Origin of the sequence: Marinomonas piezotolerans (assembly GCF_003362755.1) — a bacterium.
In the GTDB taxonomy this organism is placed as follows: Bacteria; Pseudomonadota; Gammaproteobacteria; order Pseudomonadales; family Marinomonadaceae; genus Marinomonas; species Marinomonas piezotolerans.
Genome location: NZ_QKRA01000001.1, coordinates 1 through 16,651, shown reverse-complemented (window position 1 = coordinate 16,651; position 16,651 = coordinate 1). Strand labels below are relative to the sequence as shown.

The 16,651-nt window shown below is 44.0% G+C and carries 11 protein-coding genes, 3 tRNA genes and 1 pseudogene; 6 read left to right on the top strand and 9 right to left on the bottom strand.

Annotation, left to right across the window (positions count from 1 at the left end; translation table 11 throughout):
* Nucleotides 1-33: 33 nt before the first annotated feature.
* From DN730_RS00075 to xylF, 5 genes are all read right to left on the bottom strand, one after another.
* Nucleotides 34-1,224 (bottom strand): XylR family transcriptional regulator, encoded by a 1,191-nt coding sequence (locus DN730_RS00075; protein ID WP_115466077.1) that lies wholly within the window; start codon nucleotides 1,222-1,224, stop codon nucleotides 34-36.
* A gap of 151 nt (nucleotides 1,225-1,375) precedes the next feature.
* On the bottom strand, nucleotides 1,376-2,827 hold the full coding sequence (gene xylB, locus DN730_RS00070) for a xylulokinase (RefSeq protein WP_115466076.1): 1,452 nt from the start codon (nucleotides 2,825-2,827) through the stop codon (nucleotides 1,376-1,378).
* Between the two features lie 39 nt (nucleotides 2,828-2,866).
* Entirely contained in the window at nucleotides 2,867-3,997 is a 1,131-nt protein-coding gene (locus DN730_RS00065) for a sugar ABC transporter permease (RefSeq protein ID WP_115466075.1), read from the bottom strand.
* On the bottom strand, nucleotides 3,990-5,519 hold the full coding sequence (locus DN730_RS00060; RefSeq protein ID WP_115466074.1) for a xylose ABC transporter ATP-binding protein: 1,530 nt from the start codon (nucleotides 5,517-5,519) through the stop codon (nucleotides 3,990-3,992). Before DN730_RS00060 ends, DN730_RS00065 begins: the two co-directional genes overlap by 8 nt.
* 79 nt (nucleotides 5,520-5,598) lie before the next feature.
* Complete coding sequence (gene xylF / locus DN730_RS00055; protein WP_115466073.1) at nucleotides 5,599-6,600, bottom strand: D-xylose ABC transporter substrate-binding protein; 1,002 nt, start codon at nucleotides 6,598-6,600, stop codon at nucleotides 5,599-5,601.
* 501 nt (nucleotides 6,601-7,101) lie between these two features.
* Between xylF and DN730_RS00050 the strand changes: the two genes are divergently transcribed.
* The 6 genes from DN730_RS00050 to DN730_RS00025 all read left to right on the top strand — a co-directional run bounded on the left by DN730_RS00050 (nucleotide 7,102) and on the right by DN730_RS00025 (nucleotide 14,213).
* Nucleotides 7,102-8,157, top strand: coding sequence for a sugar phosphate isomerase/epimerase family protein (locus tag DN730_RS00050; RefSeq protein ID WP_115466072.1), 1,056 nt, complete (start codon nucleotides 7,102-7,104; stop codon nucleotides 8,155-8,157).
* 11 nt (nucleotides 8,158-8,168) lie between these two features.
* A complete protein-coding gene (locus DN730_RS00045; protein ID WP_115466071.1) occupies nucleotides 8,169-9,332 on the top strand; it encodes a Gfo/Idh/MocA family protein in 1,164 nt (387 codons plus the stop codon).
* Between the two features lie 15 nt (nucleotides 9,333-9,347).
* On the top strand, nucleotides 9,348-10,847 hold the full coding sequence (locus tag DN730_RS00040; RefSeq protein WP_115466070.1) for a sugar ABC transporter ATP-binding protein: 1,500 nt from the start codon (nucleotides 9,348-9,350) through the stop codon (nucleotides 10,845-10,847).
* 99 nt (nucleotides 10,848-10,946) lie between these two features.
* A complete protein-coding gene (locus tag DN730_RS00035; RefSeq protein WP_115466069.1) occupies nucleotides 10,947-11,921 on the top strand; it encodes an ABC transporter permease in 975 nt (324 codons plus the stop codon).
* 102 nt (nucleotides 11,922-12,023) lie between these two features.
* Nucleotides 12,024-12,992, top strand: coding sequence for a substrate-binding domain-containing protein (locus tag DN730_RS00030; protein ID WP_115466068.1), 969 nt, complete (start codon nucleotides 12,024-12,026; stop codon nucleotides 12,990-12,992).
* 192 nt (nucleotides 12,993-13,184) lie between these two features.
* Nucleotides 13,185-14,213, top strand: coding sequence for a LacI family DNA-binding transcriptional regulator (locus DN730_RS00025; RefSeq protein ID WP_115466067.1), 1,029 nt, complete (start codon nucleotides 13,185-13,187; stop codon nucleotides 14,211-14,213).
* 451 nt (nucleotides 14,214-14,664) lie between these two features.
* On the opposite strand, the pseudogene DN730_RS00020 reads toward DN730_RS00025, so the two are convergent.
* The 4 genes and pseudogenes from DN730_RS00020 to DN730_RS00005 form a co-directional block, all read right to left on the bottom strand.
* Nucleotides 14,665-15,812 (bottom strand): annotated as a pseudogene (locus DN730_RS00020) (IS3 family transposase).
* A gap of 508 nt (nucleotides 15,813-16,320) precedes the next feature.
* Nucleotides 16,321-16,396 (bottom strand) — tRNA-Val (locus DN730_RS00015).
* Between the two features lie 47 nt (nucleotides 16,397-16,443).
* A tRNA-Asp gene (locus DN730_RS00010) sits at nucleotides 16,444-16,520 on the bottom strand.
* Nucleotides 16,521-16,553: 33 nt separating this feature from the next.
* Nucleotides 16,554-16,629: transfer RNA gene (locus tag DN730_RS00005), tRNA-Val, on the bottom strand.
* Nucleotides 16,630-16,651: the final 22 nt, after the last annotated feature.

Genomic DNA, 16,651 nt, shown 5'->3' with positions numbered 1-16,651 from the left:
CACCTTACCTCACTCTCATAGTCTAGAAATACTTTAGTGTTGATTATTCTCTTTATTAAGCCGCGATGACACACGGTACTCCCCTGGTGTCATACCTAAGTTTTTTCGTGATACGGTGTACATATATTGCACAGAAGGGTAGCCACAGGTTCGAGCGATCTCATCGAATGGTAGATTGGTCGAAGTGATCAATTCACAAGCACGATAAAACTTGGTCATATGCAGCTGCTCATGCATAGAGCAGCCAATTTCATCAATAAAGCGAGTTTCTAGGTTGGTCCTAGATATACCAATGTAATCCACCACCTGCGCTACCTTCACACCTCGACAGGCGTTATGACGTATAAAGTGCATCGCTTGGATCACATATGGATCATGCAAAGCTCGATAGTCTGACGACTGTCTTTCAGCAATGCCTGTTGGATTAACCACCATCAGCGAGTTTTCGGCAGGATAGCCTTGTAGCATACGGTGCAGCATCTTTGCGGCTTCATAGCCCATTTGCTTACTCCCCTGCTCTACCGACGATAATGCAGTACGGTTTAAATTTCTCGCCATACTTTCATTATCGATCCCAACGATGGCCACTTCCTCTGGCACCAAAATATTCAAATGATCGCATACCTGCAATAGATGCCTCGCACGCGAGTCTGTCACAGCAATAATACCAATGGGTTTAGGAAGATTTTTAAGCCAATTTTCTAACTCACGTTGCGCTGTCTCCCAGACTTCTGCCGAGGTGCAAAAACCTTGATGCACATGAGGCTCAAACCCATCTGAACGGACTTGCTCGACAAAAGCATGTTCTCGCTCGCTGGCCCATCGGCTGTAAATGGTGCTTGGAACGCCATAAAAAGCAAACTCAGGCAGGCCTTTTCGCTTCAAGTGTTGGTATGCACAATGAACCAACGCGGCGTTATCTGTGGCGACATAAGGTAGGCGAGGATAATCCTCTTTATGATGGTAAGAGCCACCAACCGCTACAGTTGGAATATCGGTATGTTTTAGAATCTCTTCCACTTCAGGGTTATCGAAATCGGCAATAATACCGTCCCCTTCCCAGTACTTTAATGCATCTAGACGACAGCGAAAATCGTCTTCAAAATAGACATCCCAATCACATTGAGCTGCATGCAAGTACTCACCAATACCTTCTATTACTTGTCGGTCATAGACTTTATTGGCATTGAACACTAGATTGAGCCGATAGCGTTTTTCAAACATACAAAAACATCTCTAATTTTTATTATTGCTTGATCATACTCTTGTTGATATTGCAGGTTCTAGACAATGATAAAAATCAGAAATGAAATATTAGAAATCGTAATGAAAGAAAGTTGGCAATAAGAGCGGCGTCATGCAACGCCGCTCTTGCTTATGACAAGCCTTTTACTCTTTGGTATAAATCCTGAAAGCGCCTGCGTTTCTCTGTATACCGAGCGCTATCTTCTTGATTAGGCAAATAACGTTTAATAAGCGCAGGCTTAGTGCAAATTTCGTTTAGCGCGCCTTGGCCTTGATCGCCAATCGCAGCCAAGCGAGCGGCGCCCAATGCAGGTCCAACCTCACCACCTGCACGATAATCCATTGGTACATTAAAGACATCAGCCAACATTTGTAACCAATACGTACTTTTAGCGCCGCCGCCAATGACATCGATACCGTCACTGATGTTTTGCGCTGAACGCACCGCATCTAAGCCATCTAGCAAAGCAAAACTCACACCTTCGAGAACAGCATGAACAAGATCTGCTGGGGTCGTTTCATGGGTCATTCCCCAAAAAACACCTTTTGCATTAACATCATTATGTGGCGTTCTTTCCCCGCTCAAGTATGGCAAAAACGTAAGCTTATTTTCATGATCTGTACGAGCCTCAGCGGCTGATAATGCCTCCTCCACATTGCTAAATTGCGCCAATTTCGTAACCCAATCAATGCAACTCGCAGCGCTCAACATCACAGACATCGTATGCCAGGTATTAGGAACCGCATGACCGAAGCTATGCAAGGCAGCAGCTGGGTTCGCTGTAAAGCCATCACTTACCGCAAAAATCACTCCAGATGTGCCAAGTGATAACATGGTTTGCTCCACCGAAACTATCCCCATACCGACCGCACCTGCAGCATTATCTCCCCCACCAGCGACAACAGGTACAACTGGCATAGACCAACGATTAGCTAATGCGGCATCGATCGTACCGGTGATCTCTGATCCTTCATATACCTTTGGCATTTGCCCTTCATTTAGACCTGTTGCTTGCAACATGGTTTCGCTCCAAGCGCGTTGCTCCATATTCAGCCAAAGCGTGCCAGAAGCATCTGACACATCGGTCGCAAAATCTCCTGTCATGCGAAAACGCAGGTAATCTTTTGGTAGTAGAATCTTGTCTATTCGCGCAAAAACGTCTGGTTCATGCTGCCTAATCCATAGCAACTTAGGTGCGGTAAAACCAGGCATAACTAGATTACCCGTAATGGCTTGTACTTCTGGGCAGCGCCGTTGCAACAGTAAACATTCTTCGTGAGAACGACCGTCATTCCAAAGCATCGCTGGGCGCAACACTTCAGCTTGTTTACCTAACAACGTAGCACCGTGCATTTGCCCGGATAAACCAATGCCTTTCACCTTTTGTAGGCAATGCTCTTTAGCCAACTGCAACATAGCCAAATCCGTCGCTTGCCACCATTCTTCTGGAGATTGCTCTGACCAGAGATCAAAGGGACGTGATACTGATAGAGGCGATGAGCTCGTTGCCAAGACACTTCCACCTGCTGATATTAAAATAACTTTGACACCTGAAGTGCCAAGATCTATGCCGATATACATACAATGCCTTTTTATACATTGGGCTTGATGCCGCGTTGGTTACTGTGACTTTTTGGTTTTTACATCTAACCAAACAGCGAGTAATAAGATCATGCCTTTAACAATTAATTGCCAAAACGTCGGCACATCCAGCATGCTCATCCCATTATCCAAGCTCGCCATAATCAGCGCCCCCATGATGGCACCAAATACCGCGCCAACACCTCCAGCCAGACTAGCTCCGCCAATAACACAGGCAGCAATAGCATCTAGTTCTGCCATGTTCCCTGCCGCAGGAGAACCCGCTCCCAACCTAGATGTAAGGATTAGTGCTGCCACCGCGACCATCATGCCATTGAAGCCAAACACCAACATTTTAGTGCGTTCAACATTCACTCCTGACATGCGAGTCGCTTCGATATTCCCCCCGATAGCATAAACTCGACGTCCAAAAGACGTTCGTTTTGCAACATAAGTAGCTAGTAAAATCAGCCCTCCCATGATCAAAATTGGCGTGGGAATACCACGATAGCTTTCCAAAATAAATAGCAAGCCCATTAACACGAAAACAGCAATTGTTGCTTTGGCGTATTCAAATTTAGCCGGCTGATTTTCCACTCCGTGCTTAACCCTTGCCTTACGTCGAGCATAGACTTTGGCCACTAACCCTAGGCATAGCAAGGACACAATACTGACGCCCCAACCGGACGGAATGTAACTTTGTCCGACGATCGACAAGGAGCTAGACGTAGGCGCGACCGTTGCGCCATCAGTTAATCCAACTAAGATGCCGCGAAACGCTAGCATGCCAGCTAAAGTCACAATAAAAGATGGCACTTTTTGATAGGCAACCCACCAGCCATTAAACAAACCTAGAATTAGACCCGCAGCAATAGTCACCACAACGGTAAGCATGATAGGAAAGTGAAACCAAACATCTAGAATCGCAGCCACACCACCCAATAAGCCCATCATTGAACCAACTGACAAATCAATTTCCGCACTGATGATCACAAACACCATACCAATGGCAAGCACGCCAACAATAGCCGTCTGGCGAATTAGATTTGAAATATTTCGTGGAGATACGAAGGCACCATCTGTCGCAAAAGAAAAGAATATGACAATCACAAACATAGCTGCCAGCATGGCAAATAGTTGTAGTTGACTGGTTTTTATTGTTTTAAACATTCGCTATATCCTCTTTGATCGCGCAATTCATTATCATTTCTTGAGTCAAACCTTGATGGTTAAATTGCCCTTTAAGTCGGCCTTCGTGCATGACCAACACTCGGTCACTAATGCCAATGACTTCAGATAATTCAGACGACACCATGATGATCGACATCCCCTGTTTGACGAGCGCAAACATAAGTTTATAAATTTCGTATTTAGCACCCACATCAATGCCACGAGTCGGTTCGTCTAGGATTAAGATTTTTGGATGAGTTAATAAGCACTTAGCAATGATGGCTTTCTGTTGATTTCCACCACTTAGGTTTTTAATAGACAGTTCTGGGGACGCTGTTTTTACCTTCAACTGTGCAATATAATGGTCGATATCTTGACTTTCTTTATCCTCATTCAAAGCCCCAAACCAAGACGTATACTGCTTTAAAACCGACAAAGTGATGTTCCTTCCAACGCCCATAATCGGCACGATACCATGGCGTTTTCGATCTTCCGGTACCATAGCGATACCAGCTTCCAGTGCAGTTCTCTGAGAACGAATCGTTAAAGATTTACCTTCTAATTCAACATTCGCTTCATAATGGCCGTCGTAACATCCGTACAAACATTGCATCAACTCTGTTCGACCTGATCCAATCAGTCCAGCGACACCTAGGATTTCTCCCTGACGCAACTCGAAACTAACATCATCTACTTGAGCTCGTGAGGCCCCCACTTGCTTAGCGGTGGCGTGACTGACATTTAATACGACGTCACCGATCTCGTGCTCTTCACGCGGAAACAGCTCATCTAATTCACGCCCCACCATCATGCTGATGATGTCATTTTGTGTCAGATTTTCGACAGGTCGAGTATCTATATGGTCACCATCTCGAATGACCGTAACCCAATTAGATAGGGCCAACACTTCTTCCAATTTATGCGAAATATAAATGCAAGCGATTCCCTGTTGTTTCAGGTCGCTCACAATATTCAATAGAATTTCAATTTCAGTGGAGGTCAAAGAAGACGTTGGTTCGTCCAGTATGAGTAGCTTCACGTTTTTATTTAACGCTTTAGCAATCTCAACCAATTGCTGCTGACCTACACCAAGCTCTCTGACAGGAGTATCAGGCAGAATATCCAATTTGACGCGTGCCAACAGTTCCACTGTACGGCGATGCATTTCTTCATCATTCAATCTTGCAAACGAACCAAGTTCATTACCTAGAAAAATATTTTCTAGGACACTCATTTCTTTAACGAGCGCCAACTCTTGGTGAATAATGACAATCCCTAGTGCTTCGGTATCGCGAATGCTAGACGCCTTAACAAGATCCCCTTCAAAATAAATTTCACCTTCATAAGAACCAAAAGGCCAGACGCCACTTAATACCTTCATCAAGGTTGATTTGCCTGAGCCATTCTCACCACAAATGGACAAAACTTCACCAGATTTAAGCTGAATGCTAACGCCGTTTAATGCACGAACACCGGAGAAACTTTTTATAATCCCGCGCATATCCAATAAGGGCTGCTTCATGTTTACGCCTCTTTCTACATCTCTTGTTTAACCAGAAAAGCAAACAGCACCTTTTGAGGGTGCTGTTTATAGGAGTGAACTAAGGGTTGTAAACAGCGTTGTGTGTATGGTATCCATCAGCAATAACGGTAGAATCCAAATTGCCTTTGTCGACAGAAATAGGCGTCAACAACACAGAATCGACATCTTTTTTGCCGTTGTTAACGTGACCATTTACCTCGATACGCTCACCACGAGCCAGTTTTACGGCCATCTGCGCACTGGTTGTCGCCAGCTTAGAAATCGGCTTGTACACCGTCATGGTTTGTGTCCCAGCGACAATACGACGCATTGCAGCAAGGTCTGCATCTTGACCAGAAATTACCACTTTGCCACTCAAGCCCTGAGCCGCTAAAGCTTGTACCGCACCGCCCGCTGTAGAGTCATTGGAAGCAACCACTGCATCAATTTTATTAGCGTTTGCAGTGAGTCCGTTTTCCATAATGTTCAACGCAGCTTCGGCAGACCAGCCCATAGCCCATTGATCGCCTACAACTTTAATCTGTTTAGAATCGATCGCTGGTTGTAAGACATTCATTTGCCCCTGGCGAAACATCTTTGCATTGTTATCGGTAGGTGAACCGCCTAATAAGAAGTAGTTGCCCGTTGGTTTACGTTTAAGTAACGCCTCGGCTTGCATCTCACCCACACGAATATTGTCAAAAGATACGTACAAATCAATGTCGGCAAATTTGATTAATCGGTCATAAGCCAACACTTTAATACCTTCTGCTTTCGCTTCAGCTAGCACATTACCCAATACCTCGCCATTTTCAGGCACGATTACAAGCACATCCACACCACGAGAAATCATATTTTCCACTTGAGAAATTTGGGTGGTGACATCGCCATTTGCTGATTGGGTATAGACTTTTGCTCCCATCGCTTCCGCAGCAGACGTGAACAAATCTCGGTCTTTTTGCCAGCGCTCTAGGCGTAAGTCAGACATAAGCAAACCAATTTTTTCGCCGTCAGCCAAAGCAGGAAGAGACGTTGCTGCGCAGAGAGTTGCCAACAAACTCATGGACACTATTTTTTTCATTTTTTCATCCCTTGTTATTTTTATATGTGAACGATCTCCATAAGGAGTGGGATAAATGTAAAGTGATGGTTTAAGTGGCGGTATTATCTTTTTTTGTTTGTGTGTAGCGTTTTTTATAAAAAAACACACATTATGAAATTCAAAATTTTTACATTATTTTTCTAGACACATGTCATCAATAATGGCTTTTCGACCTGCATACTTCATAAAGGCAACTTCCTGATAACAGTCAAAATTATTGGCTTTGAACTTACCCCTTAACATACTTATCATCTTTCAAACTGTAAAAATTTCATTTCGTTACATCATTTTTCAAGGGCATAAAAGCTCATTAAAATCGAAAAAACGCACTTGATTAGATCAAAAAACACACTATAATCACCAAAATCTTCAAAAAGACTTTACAAAACGCATTGCAAAAGTCTTTTTTTATGATAGAAAATGTAATCGATTACAGACATATAAAACCACTCTAATAAAAATAACTATGGGGGTAACATTATGCAGGCTATACAAGGTCCCGCCCTGTTCCTTGCGCAGTTCGCTAGCGATGAAGCGCCATTCAATACGTTTGAAAACATTATTGAATGGGCTGCAAGTATTGGTTTTAAAGGCGTACAAATACCAACTTGGGATCAAAGGCTGTTTGACCTAGATCGCGCCGCTCACGATCTCCAATACTGTCAATATATTCAAGACACGCTGGCCAAACACAACATGGTTGTCACCGAGCTATCTACCCACTTGCAAGGACAATTAGTCGCAGTACATCCAGCCTATGATGAAATGTTCGACGGTTTCGCGCCAGACCATGTCAAAGGCAATCCAGACGCCAGACAAAAATGGGCTGTCGATCAGCTATTAAAATCCGCACATGCTTCTAAAAATCTAGGATTAACCAACCACGCCACTTTTTCTGGTGCTTTACTTTGGCCATATCTTTACCCTTGGCCGCAACGACCCGCAGGCTTGGTTGAGGCAGGCTTTGATGAATTAGCTAATCGCTGGATTCCAATCTTAGATGAGTTCGACCGTTGCAACGTCAATGTCTGCTTTGAAATTCATCCGGGTGAAGACCTACATGACGGCGTCACATTCGATATGTTTTTAGCGGCAACAGATCATCACCCTAGAGCCAATATCCTTTTTGACCCTTCTCATTTTGTATTACAGCAATTGGACTATTTACAGTTCATCGATATCTACCATGAACGAATCAAGATGTTCCATGTGAAAGACGCCGAGTTTAATGCCACTGGCAAGCAAGGCATATACGGGGGCTATCAAAGTTGGATAGATCGAGCTGGACGCTTTCGATCTTTAGGAGATGGCCAAGTCGACTTCAAAGGCATTTTCTCAAAACTCACTCAATATGATTTTGGTGGCTGGGCAGTCATCGAATGGGAATGTTGTATGAAACACCCCGAAGCTGGAGCCGAGGAAGGAGTCAAATTTGTTAATGACCATTTAATTCGAGTCACAGAACGCGCGTTTGATGACTTCGCCAGTAGCGGCATAGATCACCAAACAAATCGTCGTATTCTTGGTTTGAAATAGAGGAAAGCAACATGACTCATAAACGTATTCGTATTGGTATGGTCGGAGGCGGCGATGGTGCTTTCATCGGCGCGGTACATCGTATTGCAGCTCGTATAGATGATGGCTTTGAATTAGTTGCTGGTGCTTTATCTTCTGCCCCTGAGCGAGCTTTAGCTTCAGCTCTCCGTCTTGGTATTGACCCAGAACGCGCCTACACATCATTCGCCACAATGGCCGAACAAGAAAAACAGCGTGAAGATGGCATTCAGGCTGTGGTGATTGTAACGCCAAATCATATGCATTACCCAGTGGCAAAAGCTTTCTTAGAGCAAGGCATCCACGTAATTTGCGATAAGCCAGTCACAAAAGACCTAAATGAGGCTCTTGCGCTAAAAACACTGGTTGAAAAGTCTGGAGCGTTTTTTGCCTTAACTCATAACTACACAGGTTATCCTCTGGTACGACACGCTAAACATCTAGTTGATACAAACGTGCTTGGTGCACTTCGTGTTATTCAAGTGGAGTATGCACAAGATTGGCTATCTAATCCCGCTGAGAACACGGATAACAAACAAGCTAAATGGCGCACAGATCCAGAAAAGTCAGGTATGGCAGGCTGTCTAGGGGACATAGGCACCCATGCCTTTAATCTCGCTTGTTTCATTTCAGGACAAAAAGTTAAGCAAGTATCTGCTGATTTGACCGCTTTTGTTAATGGGCGACGTTTGGACGACAATGTTCACACTATGCTGCGTTTCGATGGTGGAGTGAAGGGAATGCTATGGTCCAGCCAAGTAGCGCCTGGCAATGAAAACGGTTTGAAAATCCGCCTGTACGGTGAAAAAGCTGGCATCGAATGGTCGCAGGAATCCCCCAACGAATTATGGCTATCGGTACTCAACGAACCAACCCAGAAAATCACCCGAGCAGGTCACGGTGCTGGCGACGAAGCTAACCGACTTTCAAGAGTTCCCGCAGGACATCCCGAAGGCTACCTAGAAGGCTTTGCTAATCTGTACCTCGATATCGCATCCGCCATTCACGCCATCGAATCGGGTGCAAGTGCGGATACTGTACAAGGCCTTATTCCTAGCATTGACGATGGAGTTGACGGAATGAGATTTATCACTGCGGTATTGGCATCGTCCGCTAGTAATAGCGCATGGCAGCCTCTTGAAGTCAACGACCGATAATTAGGAGCAATGCGGATGAACGATCCTATTATGCAAATACGCGGTATCGTTAAAGAGTTCTCTGGCGTACGTGTGTTACACAAAATCACCTTAGACATTTATACGGGCGAAGTGCTTGGGGTGCTGGGAGAAAACGGCGCCGGCAAATCAACACTACTTAAGATTATCAGCGGAATTTATACCAAAACATCGGGCAGCATTAAGATTGATGGTAACGAGGTATCCGTTCAATCTACCGCTGACGCAAAACGCTTGGGCATCGCCATGATACCGCAAGAGTTCAACCTAATTAGTAGCCTAAATGTGTTTGAGAACATTTTCCTTGGCAACGAAATTAAAAAGAGCTTTTTCCTTAACAAATCCGAGATGCGTAACAAAGCGAGCACGCTACTGAAAGAGCTAGAAACCGACCTGAATCCTGATGCCCTAATCGAGAACCTCAGTGTGGCTCAAAAGCAAATGGTGGAGATTGCTAAGGCTCTGGTGAACGATTCGCGCATACTCATTATGGATGAACCCACGACAGTCCTTACGGATCACGAAGTCGAGATCTTTTTCAATTTAGTAGAAAAACTTAAACAACGTGGCGTCACCATAATTTTCATCTCTCACAAACTGAAAGAAGTAAAGCTACTCTGTGACCGCTTGGCCATCTTACGAGACGGACACCTTGTGAGTGTGGACGAAGTATCGGAAATAGATGAAGAAGACATGGCACGTAAAATGGTGGGACGTGAGCTAAACCAAATTTATCCCCAGCGCACAGAACATACCGATGAGGTCGTATTAAAGGTTACAAACCTATCGATCAAAGGGGTTTTAAATAACATTAATTTCGACCTAAAGAAGGGCGAAGTTCTGGGCTTTGCAGGATTAATTGGTGCTGGTCGGACGGAGACAGCCGAAGCTGTCATGGGGTTACGTAAGAAAGACTCTGGCGAGATCGAAATAAATAGCCAAAAAGTACACATTAATTCAATCGCTGACGCAGTGTCCCATAACTTAGCCTATTTGTCTGAAGACCGCCAAGGCAAAGGGCTCGTCATGAATTTTGACATCCCTAAAAATATTACGCTTATCTCACTATCAGCCTATGTAAAAGGCCTGATTCAGCACAAAAAAGAACAGCAAGTGGCTCGTGAATATGTGAAACGATTTGACATTAAAGCCGCTTCCTTACATTCAAATTTGGCAAACCTAAGCGGCGGTAATCAACAAAAAGTGTATCTGTCCAAATGGATGGACACTCAGCCCAACATTCTCATCCTAGATGAGCCTACGCGCGGAATCGATGTGAATACCAAAAAAGAGATCTATCACTTCATCCGTTCGCTGACCGAGCAAGGCGTATCAATCATCGTAATTTCATCTGAGCTAGAGGAAGTCATGGGGTTATCACATCGCATTATGGTAATGAGATCCGGCCAAATAATGGGGGAGCTCACTGGAGACGCCATAAACGAAAAAGAAATTATGTACTACGCAGCGGGATTAAAAACCATGTCTCAAGCATAGTTTCAGCCATTTTTTCGCCACCACACACGACTTACAAGTCTTTCCTGCACTTGCTTTCAGTTCAGGAACAAAAACAATAAAAATACATGAGGATCCACTATGGCCATGTTCGAATTATCGCCTATGATCACACGCCTAAAACGGCTTGATATAGCGACTTACGCGCCTTTCATAGCTCTACTTTTGTTGATTCTGTTCTCTTCTATTGCCAGCGAACATTTCTTAATGCCGCGCAATATCACCAATGTTTTAAGACAAGTTTCTTATACCGGAATTATTGCCCTTGGGATGACGTTCGTCATCATTGCTGGCGGTATTGACTTATCAGTTGGCTCCATGGTCGCTCTAGTTGGTGTACTTTCTATCATGATCATTAACGGTGTTGGGGACGGCTGGTGGGCAGTTGCCATGGCTGTTTCTTCCGCTATTGCTCTCGGTGGTGTATTTGGCGCAATCAATGGGTTGGTCATCACCCGCGGCAAAGTCGCATCATTCATCGCAACCCTAGCCACCATGTCTATCTTTCGATCTATGACGCTGTACATCAGTGATGCAGGAGAAGTGGTATCTCAAAACCAACACTTCGCGGATATTGGTGGAGGTTACCTTTGGGCTATTCCCTATCCTGTTTGGATCTTTCTATTGCTGGCTGTTGCTTACCATATTTTATTAAAGCACAGCGCGTTCGGACGCCATGTCTGTGCAGTAGGCTCAAACGCTAAGGTAGCGTCTTACTCTGCGATTAAAGTTCGTTGGGTGTATTTCCTGACCTTTGTTATAGCAGGTGTGTCCGTTGGAATATCCGCTGTGCTCTTAGCATCACGCCTAAATTCCGTTAGTCCAGGCGATGCTGGCCTCTTTTATGAGTTGGATGCAATTGCCGCAGTCGTCATTGGCGGTACCGCGCTGTCCGGCGGTAAAGGCACAATTTGGGGGACCGTCATCGGTGCAATCATTTTAGGCATTATCAATAACATGCTGAATTTAATGGGTATCTCACCTTACCTACAAGGAATGGTCAAAGGTCTCGTTATTCTGACAGCGGTTCTCGTGCAGTTTAAAGGCGACCGTTAAAGGCTTAGTTTTCTTTGCTATGCGAGCCATATGAAGAAAACAAGAATCCGAGCAAATCACCTATTTTGCTCGCAATTAAATCAATGCAAATCGGAGAAAACCATGAAATATAAAAATAAAATCATGAGACTAGTTGCAATGTTTACTATGCTATTTGCCGTTGTTGGTACAAGCTATGCTGCAAAGTATAAAGTTGGTGTTAGTGTACCTGCGGCAGATCATGGCTGGACAGCCGGTCTCCTTTGGTGGGCAAATAAATCCGCAGCCGACTTTGAAGCAGAAGATAAAGACCTTGAGTTTTTCGTTGTGGCTTCAAGCTCAGGATCTAAACAAGTCGGCGACGTAGAAGATTTAATGATCAAAGGGATTGATGCCTTAGTCATTCTTCCTCATAACCCAGCAACGTTACAGAAAGTGATTGAAGAAGCTTACAACGACGACATTTATACGGTCGTTGTTGACCGCGAACTAGCTCACCCAGCCCAAAATGTATTCATTGCCGGAGACAATGCAGGTCTCGGCCGTGTTGGTGGGCAATGGTTAGCCAACGAAATGTCAGGTAAAGGCAACATTGTCGTGATTGAAGGCTTGCAGATTCCTATCAATAAACAACGTGTCGACGCATTTAATGAAGTCATGGCAGATTACCCAAACATCAAAATTCTTGACTCTCAGCCAGGCGATTGGTCTACCCAGAAAGCACTCTCAGTAATGGAAAACTTCTTACAAAAGCACCCTAAGATTGATGCAGTTTGGTGCCAAGATGACGACATGCTGAAAGGTGTTTTAAAAGCCATTGAGGAATCAGGTCGAACAGACATCAAAACCGTATTAGGTGGCGCTGGCTCTAAAGATATTTTGGAGATGATTCAACATGAAAACAAAATGGTACGTGCTACTGTAACCTATAGCCCATCAATGATTGCATCTGGTGTCGCTCTAGCAGTACACGGCGTGAAGAACGAAAAGATTGGTCATCTATATCACGAGCCTTCCCGCGTTATTCTTGGAGCGGATTTGGTCACAAAGGAAAACGTTGCAGATTATTACTTTAAAGATGCTGCGTACTAAAGAACATATCGATGCTGAGCCATTAGAGCGTTTGCTCTAATGGCGTTTCCTTGACAACCCTAATTTTCCTAAAGAATAGCCGCTGTGCATAGACAGAGAGTTTGGTTAAGATATGCAATCATTCAAACTCGCTTTTAAAGGCTATGCAATTGAGCGCTACTATTCTTTATTTCTTCTTTGTTTTGGACTCTTATGGCCACTGTTAAAGATGTAGCAAAGTTAGCTGGCGTATCCACTGCAACCGTGTCTCGAGCATTAGCCAACCCAGAAGTGGTATCACCGACAACTCGAAAAAAGGTTGAAAAAGCCGCCTCCGAAGTCGGTTACTCCCCTAATGGACTTGCCCGAAGCTTACGAAAAAGCGAATCAAAAACCATTGCGGTTGTACTGCCTAATATAGATAGCACCTTCTTCTCCGACGTGGTTCATGGTATCGAAGCGCTTGCCCATAAGTATGGTTACAAACTGCTCATTGGTGATGCAGGCAATGAATCCTCTCGACTTCGCAGTTATTTTGAGCTGTTCGAAAGCAAACAAGTAGACGGGATCTTATCCCTTTCTTCTGATGTCCCTGCCTCAATGATCATTAATAGCGCTGGTGAAGTAAAACTTCCCATAGTTATTGCAGGAGAATACTTTTCAGATATTCCCGTACCGACAGTGCACATCGACAATCACTACAGTGCCAGAAAAGGAGTTGAATATTTAATTATGATGGGGCATTACAAAATTGCCTGTATTACAGGCAAGAGAAGCAACCCCATTTATAACGCCAGAGTTAATGGTCACAATGAAATAATGAAAAAATGGAAAATCCCACCAGCTGATGACTACATACTCGAATGCGACCTTTCTTATATCGCCGGGTATAACTTAGGGAAGCAACTTTTATCTTTAACGAACAAACCGTCTGCTATTGTTTGTCACAGTGATGAAGCAGCTATTGGTGTATTAAAAATAGCCAGAGAAATGAACATAACTGTACCAAACGAGTTATCCGTTATCGGTTTTGACAACCTAGCTTTGAGTGAATATTGTGTCCCTGAACTAACCACTATCCATCAGCCTAGGCGGCTTATTGGTGAAACCTCTATGAAGTTGCTGCTAGATATATTAGAGGGAAGGAAACCCAACCCAGAAATGACACTACCTACACAACTAATTGTACGAGAAAGCTCCTGTCCTCCGCCTGTAGAACAGCGTTTAAAAATAGATTTATAAACGTCTTATTCAGAATAACATATAAGCAAGTAATTGAAATTTGACTAAGAAGAAAACACGAAAAAGTCACTGAGATGCAACCTTTTCTATGCTGTTGAAGCTTAACGTAATTATATGCACAAAGTGCTGACTTACATCGCACAGTTCTAGATATCCATATCTTGTGCCAACTCAGCTGTAACCTTCGAGGCTTCATTCAAGCATTTGATAACCTTGTTTACTGGCGTTTTAAGACCTTAGTACATCAAAATGACGCCTGATGCCAGCGAAAATACAACAGCGCTTTGGCTCCATTAGCAAACGCTTACCATATCCATAAGTGTACCATACAGTCTAACGGCGCTGGATTATTCAGCACTCAGTTTTCCTGCCCTGGTTGTTGCTTCATTAACCACCAGCGATCTTTACTAATGACATGACAAAATACAAATCATGAATCGACCAGGCTTTACTAGACCACCTTTTGCTCATAATTCCCTAGCTTTTCATAGGCTAACGATCGCATGTTAGCAGCATGGCTATGCTTACGTGTAGCGTTATAAAACATCCCTATGTAATCGAATATGTCAGTCCTTGCTACCTCTCGTGATACGTAGATTTTTCGTTTTACCCTCTCACGCTTAAGCAGCTGGAAAAAGGTTTCGGCAACGGCATTGTCATGGCAATTTCCTCGGGGACTCATATTAGGCTTCAAGTTGTACTTCTCTGGAAAAGTTTGCCACTCGTATCATGTGAACTAACTCCACTGATCTGAGTGGATCAGTACAAGGCTTTTAGGTTTACGCCGCCAGACAGCCGATAACAACGCTTGAGTAACGAGCTCACTTTCCATTCTTGAGCTCATTAACCAGCCGACCACGGCTCGTGAGTATAGATCCAAAACAACAGCGAGATACAGCCCGCCTTCATCCGTCTTATTGTACGTAATGTCAGTGACCCACGATTGATTTGGAGCCTCCGGTGAGAACGAGCGATCTAATATATTCTGCTCATCATGTGTAGGTTTTCCGCCGTACTTTCCAAGGGTTCTTCCATAGCCAACTTGAGCTCTAAGCCCTTCACGCTTCATTAATTTTACTACGCGATATCTGCTACAAGTCTCACCCAGATCTTTAAGGTCGCTGTGATTTTTTCAATAGCCGTAGACACAACCACTTTCAAGCCAAGAATGCTTAATCAACCCAGTAAGCCTATCATCTTCAACAGCTCTTGCTGATTTGGGGTGCTTGAGCCACGCATAGAAACCACTGCGCTGAATCTTTAACGTTTGGCACATAAGTCGGGCAGGAAAACGATCGAGCCAAGATTTTATGAACGCGTATTTTTCTTTGACTCTTCCGCGAAAAATACGGTGGCTTCCTTTAGGATATCCCTTTCTTGAGTAACCCGCTTTAGCTCTTTCTCAAGCTGACGGCTACGAGTTTCTTGACCAGAGACTTCTTGGCGGTGACTTGCTTGAGGGCCATATTTCTTAATCCAAGCGTATAGACTATGAGTGGGCATCCTTAAACGATCCGACACACTTGCAACAGAGTAGACTTTCTCAGTCACTTGCTTAACAGCTTGGATCTTAAACTCTTCAGTAAATCGTTGATTCATTACTTCTCCTAAGAACACTTAATTGTATATCACTAAAGTGTCTAGAGAGTCTGGTCGATTCAAGTGTCTCGGTTAACCTATAGCTTGTCATTTTTCGCCCAACCTAAGAACACACAGTACAAATGAAAGCCGATTTACCCACTATCAAGACACATCAGTTTTAATAGAAAAACTTTTACACTAAATCAGACGACAACTAACACGGCACGCATATCGAAAACAGTCGAGAAAGAAGAGTCACAATAAGGTAAATCAAGGTACATGAAATAGCGCTATCAGAGGAAATGTGGCGCTTTAAAGCGAAATGCAAAAACGCTAGAAAAATGGCAGATATTTCAAATCATAAAAAATGCGGATCGCTGACTTGGTCACAGGTTGGTCACACCTGGGTCACAATGAAAAGTGCGACAAATTTTGGCTGAAGAGTGACTATGAATTACGAGAATGGAGTTTCAACTAAAAAACTTTAAAATCATTAAGTTAGGGGAAACTGAGAAAGAGCTATGAGTGGTGGGTGTGGAGAGGTTCGAACTCCCGACATTCGCCTTGTAAGGGCGACGCTCTCCCAACTGAGCTACACACCCATCATAATGATGGTTTTGCTTACCTACTTACTCACATCAAAAGTAAGTGGCGGAACGGACGGGACTCGAACCCGCGACCCCCTGCGTGACAGGCAGGTATTCTAACCAACTGAACTACCGCTCCATTGTCATAGGTTCTTTAGCCACTTCCTATAAGTGGTGGGTGTGGAGAGGTTCGAACTCCCGACATTCGCCTTGTAAGGGCGACGCTCTCCCAACTGAGCTACACACCCATCATAATGATGGTTTTGCTTA